This window comes from Candidatus Sulfuricurvum sp. RIFRC-1, assembly GCF_000310245.1.
GTDB lineage: Bacteria > Campylobacterota > Campylobacteria > Campylobacterales > Sulfurimonadaceae > Sulfuricurvum.
In genome coordinates this window covers 1,682,988-1,701,108 of sequence record NC_020505.1, presented here as the reverse complement: position 1 = coordinate 1,701,108, position 18,121 = coordinate 1,682,988, and the positions used below count along the sequence as shown (strand labels likewise).

Annotated in this window: 16 protein-coding genes; all 16 read left to right on the top strand. The window is 39.6% G+C overall.

From position 1 onward, the window contains the following. Nucleotides 1-37 precede the first annotated feature (37 nt). Nucleotides 38-1,504 carry a polysaccharide biosynthesis C-terminal domain-containing protein gene (locus B649_RS08545; protein ID WP_015654121.1) on the top strand — a complete coding sequence of 489 codons (1,467 nt, stop codon included), beginning with the start codon at nt 38-40 and terminating at the stop codon, nt 1,502-1,504. A gap of 69 nt (nt 1,505-1,573) precedes the next feature. Then, nucleotides 1,574-2,218 (top strand): SGNH/GDSL hydrolase family protein, encoded by a 645-nt coding sequence (locus tag B649_RS08540; RefSeq protein ID WP_015654120.1) that lies wholly within the window; start codon nt 1,574-1,576, stop codon nt 2,216-2,218. Nucleotides 2,219-2,242: 24 nt separating this feature from the next. Beyond that, nucleotides 2,243-3,394, top strand: a complete 1,152-nt coding sequence (locus B649_RS08535) for a glycosyltransferase (RefSeq protein ID WP_015654119.1) — start codon at nt 2,243-2,245, stop codon at nt 3,392-3,394. Next, nucleotides 3,391-4,542, top strand: coding sequence for an O-antigen ligase family protein (locus B649_RS08530; RefSeq protein WP_015654118.1), 1,152 nt, complete (start codon nt 3,391-3,393; stop codon nt 4,540-4,542). Before B649_RS08535 ends, B649_RS08530 begins: the two co-directional genes overlap by 4 nt. After that, a complete protein-coding gene (locus tag B649_RS08525) occupies nt 4,532-5,683 on the top strand; it encodes a glycosyltransferase family 4 protein (RefSeq protein ID WP_015654117.1) in 1,152 nt (383 codons plus the stop codon). Before B649_RS08530 ends, B649_RS08525 begins: the two co-directional genes overlap by 11 nt. A 5-nt stretch (nt 5,684-5,688) precedes the next feature. Next, a complete protein-coding gene (locus tag B649_RS08520) occupies nt 5,689-6,417 on the top strand; it encodes a polysaccharide deacetylase family protein (protein WP_015654116.1) in 729 nt (242 codons plus the stop codon). Nucleotide 6,418: 1 nt separating this feature from the next. Then, a complete protein-coding gene (locus tag B649_RS08515) occupies nt 6,419-7,582 on the top strand; it encodes a glycosyltransferase (RefSeq protein ID WP_015654115.1) in 1,164 nt (387 codons plus the stop codon). Then, nucleotides 7,579-8,496, top strand: a complete 918-nt coding sequence (locus B649_RS08510) for a glycosyltransferase (protein ID WP_015654114.1) — start codon at nt 7,579-7,581, stop codon at nt 8,494-8,496. Before B649_RS08515 ends, B649_RS08510 begins: the two co-directional genes overlap by 4 nt. Beyond that, entirely contained in the window at nt 8,483-9,031 is a 549-nt protein-coding gene (locus tag B649_RS08505) for a WcaF family extracellular polysaccharide biosynthesis acetyltransferase (RefSeq protein WP_041192687.1), read from the top strand. The genes B649_RS08510 and B649_RS08505 overlap by 14 nt, the downstream gene beginning before the upstream one ends. Further along, nucleotides 9,028-9,774 carry a glycosyltransferase family 2 protein gene (locus B649_RS08500; protein ID WP_015654112.1) on the top strand — a complete coding sequence of 249 codons (747 nt, stop codon included), beginning with the start codon at nt 9,028-9,030 and terminating at the stop codon, nt 9,772-9,774. The genes B649_RS08505 and B649_RS08500 overlap by 4 nt, the downstream gene beginning before the upstream one ends. A gap of 24 nt (nt 9,775-9,798) precedes the next feature. Further along, nucleotides 9,799-11,358, top strand: coding sequence for a hypothetical protein (locus tag B649_RS08495; RefSeq protein ID WP_015654111.1), 1,560 nt, complete (start codon nt 9,799-9,801; stop codon nt 11,356-11,358). Between the two features lie 309 nt (nt 11,359-11,667). After that, nucleotides 11,668-12,830 (top strand): IS3 family transposase gene (locus tag B649_RS08485; RefSeq protein ID WP_291750865.1). Its coding sequence is split into 2 segments (ribosomal slippage): nt 11,668-11,905 and nt 11,905-12,830, totalling 1,164 coding nucleotides; the frame shifts between segments, so codons are not numbered across the junction. Nucleotides 12,831-13,075: 245 nt separating this feature from the next. Further along, a complete protein-coding gene (locus B649_RS12280; RefSeq protein ID WP_291750863.1) occupies nt 13,076-13,762 on the top strand; it encodes a polysaccharide biosynthesis/export family protein in 687 nt (228 codons plus the stop codon). A gap of 14 nt (nt 13,763-13,776) precedes the next feature. Then, nucleotides 13,777-16,176, top strand: a complete 2,400-nt coding sequence (locus tag B649_RS08475; protein ID WP_015654109.1) for a polysaccharide biosynthesis tyrosine autokinase — start codon at nt 13,777-13,779, stop codon at nt 16,174-16,176. Next, the gene (locus B649_RS08470) at nt 16,161-16,919 is read left to right on the top strand and encodes a CpsB/CapC family capsule biosynthesis tyrosine phosphatase (protein WP_051013656.1); all 759 of its coding nucleotides are present in this window, start codon (nt 16,161-16,163) and stop codon (nt 16,917-16,919) included. The genes B649_RS08475 and B649_RS08470 overlap by 16 nt, the downstream gene beginning before the upstream one ends. Nucleotides 16,920-17,003: 84 nt before the next feature. After that, nucleotides 17,004-18,107, top strand: coding sequence for an NAD(P)/FAD-dependent oxidoreductase (locus B649_RS08465; RefSeq protein WP_015654107.1), 1,104 nt, complete (start codon nt 17,004-17,006; stop codon nt 18,105-18,107). Nucleotides 18,108-18,121 lie beyond the last annotated feature (14 nt).

The window sequence follows — 18,121 nt, the reverse complement described above, 5'->3', positions numbered from 1 at the left end:
TGAGATACTTTAAGGTGTTTAAGGAGCAAGGCTTTTTATGCTGACCAAGGTGATTAACCAAGCTAGCTGGAGCATGCTGGGATCGATATTCGGTTTTGCCGTCGGGTTTTTCGTAAAAATGTATCTGATCCGGGCTGTAGGAATGGATGATTTTGGAAAATATATCATTGGTCAGACCGTCGTTAGCACTGTCACGGTATTCATCGCCCTGGCCGTACCTCAGATATTGCTACGGTATTTGCCGGCGCTGCTCGCAAAAGGAAAACAGGAACAAGCTGATCATCTGGCGTCGTTTGGTCTGCAATATTCATTGGGGATCGGTGCTCTGTCTGCCGTAGTAGTAATGTTATTTCACTATCAGATTGCAGGTATATTTGCTGAGGCTGATCAAACGCTGAAAGAGATAGTGTTCTATTCAGCATTGTATATTCCTCTGACATTATACATGTCTACTCTCTATGCTGCCTACCGTTCTTTGTTAAAGATCAGGGAAATTGTATTTTACGGAACATTTGTCATTATTTCTGTCCGGGCGATTTTGACCTTTGTTGTTTTTACCTTTACGGATGATATCCGTTATTTTGTATGGATTGAAGTATTGACGCTTATATTTGTCGTCATTATTATGACCTTCAAATTTGACCGCTCAAAACTCTCTATATTGGTTCCGTTTCCTATTCGGCAGGTGTTTGAACATTTGGAAACCATACGGTTTGGAAAAAAAATGTATTTTTACGCTTTGGTCGGGTTTGGCGAAGGGTATGCGATTCTCCTGATTATGAGCACTTCGCTTCCGGCTTCGGATATCGGCGTTTATACGATTTTGACGACTATCGCAGGATTATCGGCATTTTTACTGGTAAATCTAAATTCTGTTTTTGCCCCTCTCATCTCAAAACTGAGTGCCGTGGGGGAGATGGAGAAACTCGAGTACCTCTTTAAAGACTCGACGTTTATCGTTAATATCATCACTGCTCCATTCATCGTTTTGCTGATGTTGTTTGCAAAAGATATTTTAGCCTTGTACGGGGATAATGTTGCGATGTTTGTCACCCCTCTTGCTATTTTGGTTTTTGGCAGTTATATCAATTTATTTGTTGGTAATTCCGGTATGCTGTTATTGATGGGAGGTAGGGAGAATGATGAAATCTATATTAAAGTAGGCAATGTTATTTTGATGCTGGGGTTGTCTCTTTGGCTGATCCCGCGCTTTGGACTGGAAGCGGCTGTTTGGCTTAATACCTCTTCTCTGATTTTGATCAATCTTCTGCATGTTTTTTTTGTGAAAAAAAGGTACGGATTCACACCGTGGACGGTGTCATCATTGTGGCTCTTGGTCATGACGCTTGGAGTGATCGGTGTGACGGGGTATTATAGACCGGACTATGTCGGGCAAGTCAGCGATTATCTTTTATACACTGTTATTATTCTGGCCGTTTACTGGTTGCCATTTTATAAAAAAATCATGTCGGTCGTGCAGATGATCAAGCATGAACGACAGTAGGAGCTTGGGATGGTGTCACTTCGTAGTAGCATAACAAATTTTTTCAGGGACTTCCATCAAAGGTTCTCGTTGGAGAAAATTCTGGTGATAGGCGATTCGCATGTCGAAGTCTTTTCCCATCGAAATTTTATCCAGGCTTTTCCGTTGACCTACTTTCGAGTTTGTTCTGTAGGCGGGGCAACCGCGTCCGGTCTTGAAAACCCGAATTCGACGACACAGGCATTCAAAAAATTTGATGAGGCTCTTCATCAAAAAGATTATGATAAAATCCTTGTGATGCTTGGAGAAGTTGATACAGGGTTTGTCATCTGGTATCGAGCCAAAAAGTATCAGGCTGATGTGAATGAGATGTTGAAAGAAACTGTCGATACGTACATCGGATTTATCAAAACATTACAAGCTTTTGGTCCGGTAGTGGTGATTAGTACCCCTTTGCCGACCATTGATGATAGCTCCAGAGGTGAGGTGGCTAATGCGCGGAGAGAAGTTGAAGCGACTCAAAGGGAAAGGACAGTGCTAACGCTTGAATTTAACCGTCAAATTTTGCAATTTTGCCAAGACCAAAATATCAATTACCTCGATTTGGATGAAGAGTGTCTGGGAGAAGATGATCTTGTCCGTTCAGATCTGAAACATAAGGATCCTGGGGATCATCATTATGATATTGGTAAATATTCAAAGATGCTAATTGATCGTTTAAAAGCATGTATTTAAGATAATTATATTTTATGGATGATGATGAAAAAAAAATATCTGCAACTGACCCCATTTTTTCCTACAGAAGAGAGCTTCCGAGGGCCTTATATTTTTGATCAGGTCAAAGCGATCACGAGAAACAGTGATTATGACGTTATCGTGATAAAATTGATGTCATTTTACGATAAAAACAGTGTCGTTAATTATGAGTATCAGGGTGTGAAGGTTTATAACTTTAAAGTGTTAGATTTTCCATCGTCTGTATTGCCTGGGTTATTTCAGGCTATCAACCTTTATAGATTAAAAGAGTTTATTCAAAAGACAATCGGTATTTCCATGTCTGATGTAGCCATAATACATTCACATGTTATCTATCCAGCGGGTGTTTTGAGCGTAGCTCTTGGTAATGAGTTTGGCATCAAAAATTTTATTCAGCATCATGGTTTGGATGTTTTTCAAACAGAGAACGGCAGGATATTAAAGGGTAAACTACGAGAACTTAATAGGAGCTATATGCATCGCAAGTTCATTGATATCGTCAATACAACAGATCTTAATGTCGGGGTGAGTCAAAAAGTGATCGATGCATTAGGGGCAATCAAAGGTTTTTGCAATCCTAATGCTTATATTTTGTATAATGGTGTTGATACGGGGAAATTTTATGAATTGGAAGAAGTGGAGCAATCCGATATTTTTACAATCGGGTGTATCGGCAACTTTTGGCCGCTAAAAGATCATCTAACACTGTTGAAAGCATTGAAAATAGTGGTGGAAAGCGGTAAAACACTTATAATCAAATTTATCGGGAGCGGACCGACACTGATTGAAGCAAAGGCTTTTATTGCAAAGCATAAGCTTGAGTCTTATGTTGAGTTTCATGCGGAAATTGATCATACTGAACTAAATATATTTTACAACTCGTTGGATTTGTTTGTCCTTCCCTCATATTATGAGGCATTGGGGTGTGTTTATACCGAAGCACTGCAAGTGGGCATACCGGTTATTGCCGTTAAAGGACAAGGAATTGAAGAATTGATCAAAAAAGAAGAACGAACATATTCTCTGATAGAACCGCACGATGAGAGAAGACTGGCTGAATTGATACATTTTAGAATGACAGAACGTAGAACATCGGTTTATCATTTGGATATTGATCTATTTGTCCTTGACTTTATGCAAAAGAGTTTATTATGAAACACAGATTACTAAAAACGATCATTCTCCTACTTACGCTTTTAATGCTGTTTTCACTGATGAATAGATTTCATTTTATTACCGACTATGTGCTGTACACTTTCTATATTATAACAATCTTCTATGGCTTTTTTTTGGTAGTGATCAAACCGAGGCTCTATACATATAAAGCTTTTCTCCCTTATGTTGTAATCTTATGTGCAAATTTTGTCGCTTTGATCGCAAATCCTTCTTTTAGTGCGTTGCAATATATGATCGTCAAATTCGGTCTATTATCAATTTCCATGGGTGGAATCTATTATTATCGGGATTACTTTATAGATCAATTTCCAAAGATATTAAAAAACGGTTTGCTTTTGACTCTTGCTTTGAGTGTTATATTGGAACCAAGTTTGCTCGGAGTTGCTGAAGGATATGCGGGTATTTTCGGGACTCGAAATGAATTGGGGCTTGTGGCTGCAATGGCGTTTGGGCTTATACTGATAGAAAAAAGCTTTTCCAAAAGAAATATTTTATTACTGATTTTTACCATTATTTTGGTATTGCTCAGTACTTCCCGAGCTGCAGTTGTTGGTGTGCTAGTTGGATTTTTAATTGCCGGTTTCTCGTGGCGAAAGATTTTGGCTCTCGGGATTGTGGCTTTGGCAAGTCTATATATCGTTTCAGATCTTCATATTATAAGCGGTTTGGACCGATTGTCTGCAGAATCGGCAACAGCAGGGAGGGATCAGGAATTTTTTTATGGGCTTGCTACCTTTCAGCAGTACCCTTGGTTCGGCTGGGGATTGGACAAGTATGCTTTTATCGATGAGAGCGTTGTACCGCTATTTTTATTGGAGCAGCATTTTGTTTTAAATCCGCATAATTCTTACCTTGCCATGTATATCCAATACGGCGCTGTTTTGGCAACATTGATTTTTATTATGTTGCTCTATTTTTCAGGAAAAGTTCTTTTTAATACCAAGATAGATAAAAATATCAGATTTATGCTTTCGTTTATACTGGTGAATGCCATTGTTGAATCTTATCTTTTCTCGATTAGCGGGTTACCTGGCTTTTTGTTTTGGTTTTATCTCGGTTTGGGGCTAACGGTATTAAGTGATCTAAAAAAAGAACAACACAAGGCATACAATCACAATGCTAAATAAGAGAGAGACGATTCCTGTAAAAATTTGTATTTGGGAGAATATTGCATCTCCTCACCAAAGTTATTTTTTTCAAGCGCTAACTGATCATCCGAAAATTGACCTTCAAGTTCGTTATTTTGAGCGCTTCCATGATGAAAGAACTGCTCTTGGTTGGAAAGATAATGACAATCTTCCTGAAAATGAACAATATGTGATTGCTGAGGTTGATGATGCCTTGGATACTGTTGAAGCGTGGGAAGAAAGGATTCATATTGTTCCCGGATTATCATACGAATTCACAAAAGAACTTTTAAATAAATTGATAAAATATGATCTCAAATGGATTCACTGGAGCGAAAGAAGCGGCATTGGCCTGGCGCGAAAACTTCATTATAATGTTTGGATGTTTAATCTATTGCAACCATTTGCCTCTAGAATCTTAAAAAGTGATTACGCCAATAAAATAAACAAGTATGCAATGGGTGTTTTTGCACAGGGTCATTTGGCTAAACAGGATTTTATAGGTTGGGGAGTTCAAAAAAACAAGATTGAGCACCTGTTTTATACAATAGATAAAATGAGAAAGTCTGAAAAATTACCTGATGATCTTAAAAAGCATGAAAAAAAATTGATGTTCTTATATGCTGGTTCTTTGGATGACCGCAAAGGGATAACCGTATTATTAAATGCATTTTCAAAACTACAAAATAGTCACAATTGGCTTTTAATTCTTGTTGGACAGGACAAATCTGATGGAGGCTATGTGCGTATGGCTATAAATCTTGGGATTAACGTTGTTTTTACCGGATCGAAGTCTATTGAGATAGTACCTCAATATATATGTTCTGCTGATGTATTTGTGTTGCCTACATTATTTGATGGTTGGGGGGCTGTTATAAATGAAGCGGCTGCATTGGGAAAACCGATGATTTCAACTGATCAATGTGGCGCGGCTTTTCATCTTATTCAAGAAAATAAAAATGGTTTTAGGGTTCAAGCCGGTAATAGCAAGGCACTTGCTAAAGCAATGCAGTTCTATATTGACAATCCTAATATGATAGATGAACATGGAAAGAACTCTGAAAAAATTTATCATGATGAATTTACGCCGGAAAAAAATGTTCAGCGGTTTTTAGATGCGCTGCAAAAATGGCAAAGGTAGTGGAAATGGCGCTGAAACAAATCATTAAATCAACTCTCATGAAGTGTTCGTCGGTTATTTACCGTAATGATGAAAGTAAGGTCATCTATTATCACGATGTCCATAGTAATGACTCCTATACCTCTATGTCAACGCCTTTAGAACTGTTTAAAAAGCATATTGATATCATACAGGAGCAAGGGTATAAGATTGTCGATAAAATAACACATCCTGAGCGAGAGGTGTTGATTACTTTTGATGATGGTTTTCGTGGATTATATGAAAATTTTTCTTATTTTGTAGAAAATCAAATCCCTGTTAAAATTTTCTTAATTGTAGAATACATGGGTGGAAAAAATTATTTATCAAAAGCTGAAGTGTTTGAACTGTTAAATACAGGATTGGTCACTATCGGCTCGCATACTCTCACTCACCGTAATCTGGATGAATTAACAGATGATGAAATTGCTAAAGAGCTCAAAGAATCCAAACAACGTCTCGAAGAGATGTTTGGTATAGAAATAAATGAGTTTTGTTATCCACGGGGACGATTTAACGATAAAGTAGTCGAACTAAGTAGAAAAAGTGGTTATACATTACAGTATTCTTGTCTCCCCGGAAGCTTTTCAGAATCTAATGATATTGTAAAACGGAATTTTGTCCAACATGAAAGCTCCAAAGATTTTTTATATCATCTTCAAGGTGGCGGAGAAATTTTTTATCGTCGATATTTGAAACAACAGGTCCGGGGATAAGATGCGTCTTAGTGTCGTGATCCCCTCCTTTTATCCGGCTGTAAAATACGGCGGTCCTATCTATGCAACTTTAAACCTATCAGAAGCATTGGCAGTGCTCGGGATCGACGTTTATGTTTCAACGACTAATGCGCATGTGGATCAGAAATTGGATGTTATTCCCAACAAATTTATTGCTATGCAAAAGCATTTTAGTGTTAAATATTACAATGAAACAAGGATCAACCGCTTTTCTTTATCCTTATTATTGAACCTTTGGAAGGATATTTTAGCGGCGGATTTGGTTCATATTCAGTCGATATTTTCGGTATCTACCCCGATTGCATTGCTGTACTCGAGATTGTTTGGGAAAAAGATACTCCTCTCGCCTAGAGGGAGTTTATGCGAGTGGTGTTTAAAAGAGCGTGAAAGCTTTAAACGAGGCTGGATTAAATGGTTCATACGTCCTTTTGTCGGGTCTGTTGTGTGGCATGTAACCTCCGAAAAAGAAGCTGATGAAGTCAAAATTCTTTTTACCGGTGCCCAAACGGTTCTAATCACAGATGGCATTAATCTGAACGAATTTAGCAATCCGAAAAGATTTACTAAGAATGAATATGTCAAAAAATTTACCTCTCTAGACCTTCAGGTTAGTCATACAATCATCTCATTGGGGCGGCTTCATAAAGTCAAAGGGTTTGATATTTTGATTGAAGCTTTTAGTCTCCTCGTTCAAGAAGATTCCGATGCCGTTTTGATGATAGCTGGGAATGATGAAGGGGAAAGAGATAATCTTGTACGGCAGATTGCGGCAAAAGGGCTTGAAAAAAGAGTTTTCCTGATTGGTCCGATCTACGGCGAAGATAAAGTAACCTTTCTCGCCAATGCTGATTTATTTGTAATGCCCTCCCATACGGAAAATTTTGGGATTGCGTTTGCCGAAAGTTTAGCGGCAGGGACACCGGGGATAGCCAGTAATCAAACACCATGGGAAGGGATAGAAGAAGCAGGTTGCGGTAAATGGGTTGCTAATGAGCAGGACTCTATCGTCAATGCGATGAGATACATACTGCAGCAGGATAAAGCAACGATGAGCGCAAATGCAATCTCATTCGTGTCACAATACGATTGGTCAAAGATCGCATATGAGTTTTATAAATTATTTCGAAAGATGAGTGACAAATGAAATCCTGTATATCCGTGATTATCCTGACCTTTAACGAGGAAAAGCATATAGGCCGCTGTATCGAGTCTCTTTTGCCAATCACTCAAAATATTTTTATTGTTGACTCATTTTCGACCGATCGTACGGTAGAAATTGCTACAGCTTTGGGAGCAAAAGTATTTCAAAACAGATGGCCCGGAAATCATGCTATTCAGTTCCAGTGGGGATTGGAACATTGCCCTATCACAACGGAGTGGGTCATGAAAATGGACTCGGATGAATATTTACTGCCCGAATTAGCCAATGAAATAAATGAAAAAATGAACATGCTGAGTGATGATGTGTCGGGTATTTACATCAAACGGCGTGTTTATTTTATGGAAAGATGGATTAAGCATGGTGGGTATTACCCAATATGGCTGTTACGTATTTGGAAATATGACAAAGGTATGATGGAACAGCGCTGGATGGATGAACATATCAAACTTAGTTCCGGAACAACCGTACAATTTGAGCATGATCTTGTTGATGATAACAAAAACAATCTCACATGGTGGACAGAGAAGCACAACAACTATGCCACCAGAGAGGCAGTCGATATACTCAATATTATTCACGGGTTTAGTAAATATGATGAAGTAGAAGCAAATATTTTTGGCACACAGGAACAGCGTAAACGATGGCTTAAAATACGCTATGCTTCACTACCTCTGTTTGTGCGTCCACTTCTTTACTTCCATTGGCGTTATTTCGTTAAACTCGGTTTATTAGACGGAAGGCAGGGGATTATCTGGCATTTTTTGCAGGGATTTTGGTACCGGTTTTTGGTCGATGCCAAGATTTATCAGATGAATCATATCGCCCGTAAAGAGAATAAATCTCTTAAACAGGTTATTAAAGATACTTTTGGGATTGATCTCGATGCAGCACGTTAATTTATCCTTGTATACCAATACTCGTTACTCTCCCGGTAAGCCACTTAATCGGATGGTGTGGTATTTTATTGACATGATATTTTTTAAAACGCTTCTTCCCTTTCCGTCAGGATTTAAAATGTCACTATTGCGCTTTTTTGGATCGAAAATAGGAACGGGGGTTGTCATTAAACCCAATGTTCATATTAAATACCCATGGTTTTTAACTATCGGTGATCATTGCTGGATCGGTGAGGGTGTGTGGATCGATAATCTTGCACAGGTCACGATCGGTGCAAACGTTTGTCTTTCTCAGGGATCCTATCTGCTCACGGGAAGCCATGATTATAAAAAAAATACTTTTGATTTGATTACCCGTCCGATAACAGTCGAAGAAGGGACATGGATCGGAGCAAAAGCGATCGTTTGTCCCGGTGTTACATGTCATAATCACAGTGTTCTTGCCGTTGGTTCGGTTGCGGTATCCAATCTCGAAGCGTATGGTATCTATCAAGGTAATCCGGCAGTCAAAAAACGAAAAAGAGCCATTGAATGAAAATTTCTATTATCACATCTGTCTACAATAATCATGATACCATCGCTGAGGCAATAGAATCAGTTCTATCGCAAACCTATGATAACATCGAGTATATTATTGTAGATGGTGGCAGTAGTGATGGAACTGTCGATATAGTACGAAGTTATGGTGAGCGGATTACGAAGTTCGTTAGTGAACCGGATAAAGGGATTTATGATGGTCTCAATAAAGGGGTTTCCCTCTCTTCTGGTGATGTGGTGGCATTTTTACACAGTGATGATATCTATTCGGATGAACGTGTTGTTGAATATATTGTAGAATTTTTTCTTTCAAAAGGATCGGATGGCGTGTATGGGGATCTGATTTACACCCCTAAAAATGATACCTCAAAAGTACTCCGATACTGGAAAAGTCAACCGTTTGAGATGAAAATGCTTAAGTTAGGTTGGATGCCGGCGCATCCAACACTGTTTTTAAAACGATCCATATATGAAAAATTTGGTGAGTTTGATTTGAGCTTTAAGATTGCGGCAGATTATGATTTTATGTTGAGAGTGTTAAGTGGTGGTACAAAAGTATCTTATATTCCGCGTGTGCTCTACAAAATGCGTATCGGTGGTGAAAGTAATAAAAGTATCCGTAATATTATCCGAAAAAGCAGGGAAGATTGGAGAGCTTTACGGAAAAATAAGATCGGCGGTATCAGTACGTTAGCATTAAAAAATTTGAGTAAAATTACTCAGTTTATTCAAAAAAAATAATTTGATGAGAAAGGACTAAAAGCAATGATACGAAAACAACCCGTTGCCATCTCAATAGTATGTAGTATCGCACTTACCGTGTGGGCTGATCCGATACCGGTAAGTCTCGATCAAAATAATCTTCGCATGACTTATGAGACACTTGCAATGCCGGGTAATGAATCGATGGGGTTGATTGGGTTGAATTATCAGCAGATGTTTGGCTCGTACTGGTATGGTGGGTTGGGTATTTATGGTGCAGCCGCCGGAGAGAGAGGAGGATTTTTTACCGGAGGATTCGAAGGGGGACTTCGGTATCCATTGATAGGAGGTCTCGAAGCTGAGGGGGGAGTGTTTATTGGCGGAGGTGGCGGAGGTGCAGCGCATCAGGGGGGAGGACTCATGCTCCGCCCTCATGTTGGGGTAACCTACGGAAATTCGGATATACGTGCAGGCTTACAGCTCTCTAGAATCGAATTCCCCAATGGAGAGATACGTAGTACGCAAATCGCCGGTGTTGTCGATATTCCGTTCGAGTCGTTTCGATTAGATGGAGGATATGGGGGATCATTGGATTCTCTTCCGTATGATGTCGCGGGGATTTTTCAGCGCTCATTGGAGCTAAAAGAGGGTGCATTTGGAGTCGAAATACAGCATTACACCCAAATAAGCGATTCTTTAAAAACCGATGGCACGCTTTTGATCGAACCGTTTGAGACGGTAGGCATTCGATACACGAACTTCTTGTCACGTAATGTCGCGTGGTATATCACGACTGCTGGGGCGATGGGTGGCGGCGCAGACGGGTATGCGGAAATCTTTGCAGGAATGGGATGGCGATACGGAGTGTTAGACAACATAAAAACGAAAAGTAGAGTCTTTTTGAATCTTGAAGGTGCCGTAGGTATGGGCGGAGGAGGAGAGGTTGCTACGGGTGGAGGTGCTATGGGTAAAGTATCTGCGGGGTTGTCGTATCAGCTTAGCCCCGAATGGTCGCTGGATGCCCGAAGTGGGTATACGCAGGCAGTCGATGGAGATTTCAAAGCTCGTACGTTAATCTTTTCACTCAATCATACGCTTGTAACGCTCAGCCCGTCTAAGGGAATGTCCGTGGGCAACATCAACGGCGAAACATTGATTCGTCGAGTTTGGCGAGTACGTCCACTTCATGAGACTTATATCTCGGCACAGCGTAAATCGGCAGATGCAGAGGAAATATCTTTGGTGGGGATGCAGATTGATGCTCTTTCCTCGGGCGCGGGATATTTGTACGCTAGAGCTTTAGGGGCCTATAGCGGTGGTGCAGGAGGTTATGCTTCTGGTACGTTGGGATTGGGGGTAAATTACCCATTGCCGCTTCAAATTCCATTAGAATTATACGTTCAAGCAGGTGTTGGTGCCGGCGGTGGTGGTGGAATAGATGTTGGTACGGGGGCTATTGTGGAGGTTGAAACTGGAGTCTTATACAAGATCGCTCCTAATACTGATGCGATATTGGGTGTGGGCACCACGCGAAGTCTATCGGATGGATTGGAAACACCGACGCTACAACTAGGTCTTTCCTACCGTTTTGGGACGTTTGGAAGCAGACACACAAGCTATTGAGGTAATAGCCGATGTTTATTTTCTGGACCGTTGTCACCCATAAAAATCTTTGCTGGATTCTAGTTAAAGAGGATAAATGTGCAATAAAACAAGGTCGTTCAAGACAAGCAGATCTGACACCATAATACTTACTAAGTATTAATTTTAGAATTAAGACGGTATCCATATATTATTACTTTCTTGATTGGAATATAATGATAGGAATTATATTTAAGACGTATGCCTGGAATGACCCCAAAACAGTAGACACTTTTTTATTCGTTAATTTCGTCGATAATAATCGACAAGGAATACGATTAGGAGAGAAAAATGCCCCCAAGATACACAGATGAGTTCAAAGAAGAAGCTGCAAAGCAGGTAATCAATAACAATTACCCGATCAAAGAGGTTGCTGATCGGCTGGGAGTACATCCTGATTCATTGAAAAAGTGGGTGAGCCAGTATAAAAGTCCCAAGGAGTTTGGACAGCAACAAGCATCTAATGATGAGATACGACGGCTAAAGTCAGAACTCAAGCGCGTTACCGAGGAGCGTGACATCCTAAAAAAGGCCGCCGCGTACTTTGCCAGAAACCAAGGATAAAGTACGCATTTATTCAGGTTCATGAACCCCTATATGGGATTAGACGATTGTGCAAAGCAATGCAAGTTCATCCGAGCGGATATTACGCTTGGGTGAAAGCGCCATTGTCTGATCGGGCAAAGGCAAATGAAGTGCTGAGTGTTCAGATCAAAGAGGCGTATGCACAGAGTCACAATGCCTACGGCTATCGGAATATCCACAAAGACCTAATCGAATCGGGAATCACCGTCAATCGCAAACGTGTGGCACGATTGATGAAGATTATTGGATTGTACGGTGCCGGAACTCTCAAGAAGAAACCTCGCCATAAAGCTGGCAGTATCCATAAAGCCCATCCGAATCATCTCAAGCAGTGCTTTAACGTCGAGAAACCTAATGAAGCATGGGTGACCGATATCACCTATATCCGAACTTATGAGGGATGGCTCTATTTGGCGGTGGTGCTCGATCTCTTCAGCCGTAAAGTGATTGGATGGGGGATGAGCCATCGGATGACAACATCCGTGGCTATGGATGCACTAAGAATGGCTACAATGCGGCAGCGTCCGAAACAAAGCGTGATACTTCATTCCGATCAAGGATCGCAGTTTAGCTCCTATGAATGGCAAAGTATGCTAAAACACTCCAACATCATCCCCAGTATGAGCAGACGAGGGAACTGTTATGACAATGCCGTCGTGGAAAGCTTCTTTAAAACCTTGAAACGTGAATGTGTCAGGAAAGAGATATTTGTAACGAGAGAGTATGCAAAATCCAAAATATTTCACTATATAGAGATGTTCTATAACCCTAAAAGACGGCATAGTTATCTGGGTTATCTATCTCCAAACGAATTTGAGGTACGATACTTTTTGGAATCAACGAAAAATGAGGTGTTAGCGGAAAACTAATGTGTCTATAAAACGGGGGTCATTCCAGCCATATGTAAACTTTAAGTTATGAAAAACTGTTTTAAGATATTACAAGCCATTCCTACACAATAAAAATTTTGCTTTTGAACACATTGGTTACTCGTGAAACCCCGTGATTCTGTGCTATAATCCAAATTTTAAATATCATAAAAATACAACATGAAAATCAGACTCGTAAAAGATGGAGATACTTAATGATAAAGAAAATTTTAATACTGCCGGTGGTGTTACTATTGTCTGGATGTGCAACCAAGCAGGATATGTCGTTATTTCAGGAAAATTCTGTTAAAACTCAGCCGGTTTATCAGCAACCGGTTCAAATTGAATATAAAATTTCGCCTCGGGATAAACTCTCTGTTCAGGTGTTTAATCATCCGGAACTCACTACCCGTGCTGAGGCAGGGTTGTCGGTTTCAGCAGACGGAACTGTGATGCTGGCATTGCTCGGACGTGTTAAGATGAGTGGTCTGACGAAAGAAGAAGCCTCAGAGCTACTTCGAGAAAAATATGCCAAGTATCTTAAAGAACCGCAGGTAACTGTTGAGCTTGTGAATCAGAGAATATATGTGATGGGAGAGGTAAACCGCCCAGGCATAGTGCCCCTCACCAATGATACTATGAGTCTCATAGAAGCGATTGCACAAGCAGGTGATTTTAATGTTTATGGCGAAAGAACATCGGTTAAAATTTTGCGTGGTGATCACAATAATCCAACCATCTCTACGGTTGATATGACGAATCTTGCCTCACTTAATACCAGCGATCTTATACTGCATCAGGGAAATGTTGTCTATGTTGAGCCAAATACCATGAGAGTAACCAATGTTAATGTTAATGAATACCTTCCTGTGCTCCAGTTGATCAACTCGCTGATTTCACCGTTCGTATCTATTCAATATTTGACCAAATAAGGAGCAATGTATATATGGCACGTGATATCAATAATACTATTTCTGAAGACGAAATCAATATAAAACAGATTTTTGAACGCCTCATTGAGAGAAAAGTTTCCATCATTATTGTCTTTTTAATTACATTCAGTGTTGGGATTGTCAATACGTATTTTATGCCGCCTGTTTATGAGACCTCTACCACATTGCGGATTAAAAAAGAAGCTAAAAATGGGCAAAATGATATGCTTCAAATGGCTATGGGAGGAGTTTCCAATAATGAAATCGAAACAGAAATCGGTGTTTTGAAATCGTATTCATTAATTGAAGATGCTCTTCGGGAAGTCCCATTTTCGGTGCGTTATTTTGTTAAATCCAATTTGAAAACACAAGAGCTATTCCACAGTGAAGCACCGTTTATCGTTAGCGATTTCAACATTCTTGATAAACGATTTATGGGGCGTCAATTTATAGTTAAACCGGAAAATGATGGTACTTTTGTGTTGAACATTAATTTGTCATGGAAAGAGAAAATCGGTTTAGGTGATGGAGTCAGATATAGTGGGCGTCATCGCTATGGTGAGATGATACAGACAAAATACTTTGTTATGAAAATTACAAAACGTAGTGGCTATGAGTCTGATAAATGTATGTTTTCGATAACGGATACACGTTCGCTTATTGAAGGAATGATTTTACCGAATATTCAAATTAAGCAACCTGAAAAGACCAGTTCCCTGGTCAATATTGTGTATCAAGACAATGTTCCTCAGCGAGCACAGATATTTACCGATACTTTGGCCAATGCATATATTCAGCAAAATATTAATTTTAATACGGAAGAAGCATCCAAAACACTTGAATTTATTGAAAAACAGCTTGATGAGGTTAAGAAAAATCTTGAAACCTCTGCAGTGAATGTCGAAAATTTCAAACAAACTCATGAGATGATGGATATTGCAGCTGAAACAGAGTCTTCCATTCAAAAACTTTCTGTATACGATCAGCAGCTTGCTCAAATCGAGATTGAAGAAGACCAGGCTAAACGGGTTACCGAATTGGTAAAAAAAGGAGATTTTACGGCACTTTCGATCGCTCCTCTGGAAATTTCAGATTCATTGATTAGCTCTTTAATCCTATCATTGAGTGAAGCAGAACGAAAGAAAAAAGCGTTGATGGTAGAATACACGGATAACCATCCAGAAGTACTTCAGCAAGCAGTTCAGATCGATAAACTAAAAAAAGAGATTAATTCAAATCTAATGAGTCTTCGGCAGGGGATCAGTCAGCGAAAAAGTTCCATTCAAAAAGTGATTGATAGAAATGAAGCACATTTTCAAAAACTTCCTGCGACGGAACGTCAATACATAGATTTAGAACGAAGTTTTGTGGTCAACGAAAAAATATATTCGTATTTACTCGAAAAACAATCCGAAGCATCGATTGTAAAAGCATCTACGGTTTCAAATAATCGTATTGTCGATAAAGCATTGCCTCCGTTGGCCCCGATCAAACCGAATAAATCGTTATTATTAATGATATGGGCTTTGGTGGGTGCAATCATTGGAATTATGATAGCGTTTCTACGTGATTTCTTTGATGATACAATCAAAGGATTCGATGATGTAAGCAAAGAGACCAATATCCCGGTTATCGGGTCAATCCCTTTTATTAAAGAAGCAATCGATAGCCGTCACTTAGTGATGGATAATCCCAAATCGGTTTATGCAGAGTCATTTCGTTCTATGCGGACAAATTTACAGTTTATGGCAACCTATGCCAACCATAAAGTGATCATGGTTACTTCCACGATTCCGGGTGAGGGGAAAACAACGACTGCATCAAATCTCGGGTCAATCCTTGCGTTGAGTGACAAAAAAGTTATTATCATCAATCTTGACCTTCGTTTGCCGACACTTCATCAGGTATTCGGTTTGAAAAATGAAAAAGGAATGAGTAATTACCTCTCCGGACATGCCGAATTGGAAGAAATTATCCAGCACTCATCGATTGATAATCTGGATATTATCTCATCGGGTGCCGTGCCTCCGAACCCTTCAGAATTGATTATGTCCGAACGGATGAAAGAGGTACTTGCAACGCTGAAAACAAACTATGATTATGTCATTCTGGATACTCCACCGGTAGGTCTGGTCACAGATGGATTGATTCTCGCTAATGAAGCCGATATTACGCTCTTTGTTCTTCGGGTGAATTATGCAAAACGAGGGTTTGCCGTCCGTTTTGACCGAACGGTGAGTGCGCATAACATCAAAAATACAGGGATTATCCTCAGTGCAGTTCCGCCGAAAAAATCCTCAGGCGGATACGGATATGGATATGGATATGGATATGGATATGGATATGGATATGGTGGATACGGTAATGAGGAAGTGGAAGTCAAAGCATGGTACAAACGATGGCTTGGTCGCTAAAAGATCTTTTCTCCCAATCGGCGGCTGAGCCGATCACTAAAGCGACTTTTGCTGACCTAACGGTCGATCTTCATTCCCATCTTATTCCCGGAATCGATGACGGTTCCAAGAGTATGGAAGAATCGATTGAACTGATACAGGCTCTTAAGGATCTAGGATATCAAAAGCTTATCACTACCCCGCATATTATGCATGATGCTTATCGCAATACACCAGAAATCATCCTTAACGGGCTAAATGATGTACGTACGCAACTCCAAAACAGAGGAATTACGATAGAAATTGAAGCGGCTGCCGAATATTATTTGGATGAATATTTTCTTACGTTGCTGGAAGCAAAGGAGATTCTGACGTTCGGTGAGAATTATGTTTTATTTGAAACCTCTTATAATATACGCCCATATGCTTTTCATGATCATATTTATGCGATTAAAGCTCACGGCTATCAGCCTATACTTGCGCATCCTGAGCGATATAGTTATCTGCATGATAACATGGGAGAGTATCAGCAGATTAAACAAATGGGCGTATTGTTCCAGATCAATATCAATTCCCTTGCAGGTTATTATTCGAATCCAGTAAAAAAAGCGGCTGAATGGATAATCGATCATGGTTTGGTTGATTTTGTAGGGAGTGATACCCATAAAATGCGCCATATCGATTCGCTATCAAAAGCAAAACACTCCCCCCATTTTCAAAAACTCTTCGAGAAAAATAGGCTCCTCAACGCTGATTTGCACTAAGAAAGAGGCAAGAGTGGGCGTTTATTGTTTCCAAAGGATGCACTTTATATCATAGAAGTTGTAACGATAAAGATAATTTATTGTATGGTTCCATTTATGGTAAAAAATTATGATGTATTAATTGTTGGTGGTGGTCCAGCGGGAGCAACAGCAGCACGATTTTTAGCACAAAAAAAATACAAGGTATTATTGGTACAAAAAAGTTTTACTTTTGAAAAACCGTGTGGCGGTGGTATGGTATTAAAAGCTTTTGATGAATTTGCCTTAGATAAAGCGAAAATTTCTCATTACGTAAATACTATAAAGTTTGTAACACCAAGTCTTTTCGGTGTTGATGTGAGTCTTGAAAAAGAACCTTTGGCCATTGTAAATCGATTAGAATTTGATACTTACTTGCGAACATTGGCTCAAAATGAAGGTGCAGAAGTAATAGAAGGTTATTTTAAATCGTATGATGGTCTATTTGCTTACATAAAATCCAATTCCTTAGAGTTTCGTATACAAGCAAAATACATTATAGCTGCTGATGGTGTGAATTCTACTGTCCGAAAAGCAGTAACAGGAACTTTGCCAAGAAGAGTATTGACACTCTACGCTAAAGTACAACAGCCATTAACCAGTAAATGTGAATTTTGGTTTGGTAAGGATATTGCTCAAGGTTATTATGCATGGTCTTTTATTCACAACGAAGGAACACATATTGGACTTGCGTGTGAAGATGAATCAAATGTCCATAAGTGTTTTGGACTCTTTTGTGAAAAATTAGGATTAAATTATGTACCAAAAGCGAGAGGGTACTATATCCCTGTCTGGAAAGATGACCTCTATCGTAAAGATAATATTTTGTTTGTCGGAGATGCTGCCGGACAAGTTTCCCCTTTCACGTATGAAGGAATTTATTATGCCATGTGTTCAGCACGCTATGCCGTTGAAGCAATCGTGGATGGTGATCTTGATCAATATAAACAGCTATGGCAAAAGAATTTACAAAAACGTTTTAAAGCGATGGAACTACTACAAAAACTTTTGCTACGATGGGATTGGATCATTGAGCGAGTTGTTAAACTGCTAACGAATACAACAGTACATCAGGCTGCATTGCGTTTTTGGAGTGGCAAAAGTACTCCAAAATCTGCACTGCAAATAATACGAAAAATTTTAAAGCTTCTTAGTCAAAAGACGTTATAAGCCAATAGAGGGAA

What these genes read in the sequence shown, in the direction of transcription:
- B649_RS08545 (WP_015654121.1), top strand. Translation starts at nt 38, where the DNA reads ATGCTGACCAAGGTGATTAACCAAGCTAGCTGGAGCATGCTGGGATCG.
- B649_RS08535 (WP_015654119.1), top strand. Translation starts at nt 2,243, where the DNA reads ATGAAAAAAAAATATCTGCAACTGACCCCATTTTTTCCTACAGAAGAG.
- B649_RS08530 (WP_015654118.1), top strand. Translation starts at nt 3,391, where the DNA reads ATGAAACACAGATTACTAAAAACGATCATTCTCCTACTTACGCTTTTA.
- B649_RS08525 (WP_015654117.1), top strand. Translation starts at nt 4,532, where the DNA reads ATGCTAAATAAGAGAGAGACGATTCCTGTAAAAATTTGTATTTGGGAG.
- B649_RS08520 (WP_015654116.1), top strand. Translation starts at nt 5,689, where the DNA reads ATGGCGCTGAAACAAATCATTAAATCAACTCTCATGAAGTGTTCGTCG.
- B649_RS08515 (WP_015654115.1), top strand. Translation starts at nt 6,419, where the DNA reads ATGCGTCTTAGTGTCGTGATCCCCTCCTTTTATCCGGCTGTAAAATAC.
- B649_RS08510 (WP_015654114.1), top strand. Translation starts at nt 7,579, where the DNA reads ATGAAATCCTGTATATCCGTGATTATCCTGACCTTTAACGAGGAAAAG.
- B649_RS08505 (WP_041192687.1), top strand. Translation starts at nt 8,483, where the DNA reads ATGCAGCACGTTAATTTATCCTTGTATACCAATACTCGTTACTCTCCC.
- B649_RS08500 (WP_015654112.1), top strand. Translation starts at nt 9,028, where the DNA reads ATGAAAATTTCTATTATCACATCTGTCTACAATAATCATGATACCATC.
- B649_RS08495 (WP_015654111.1), top strand. Translation starts at nt 9,799, where the DNA reads ATGATACGAAAACAACCCGTTGCCATCTCAATAGTATGTAGTATCGCA.
- B649_RS08475 (WP_015654109.1), top strand. Translation starts at nt 13,777, where the DNA reads ATGGCACGTGATATCAATAATACTATTTCTGAAGACGAAATCAATATA.
- B649_RS08470 (WP_051013656.1), top strand. Translation starts at nt 16,161, where the DNA reads ATGGCTTGGTCGCTAAAAGATCTTTTCTCCCAATCGGCGGCTGAGCCG.
- B649_RS08465 (WP_015654107.1), top strand. Translation starts at nt 17,004, where the DNA reads ATGGTTCCATTTATGGTAAAAAATTATGATGTATTAATTGTTGGTGGT.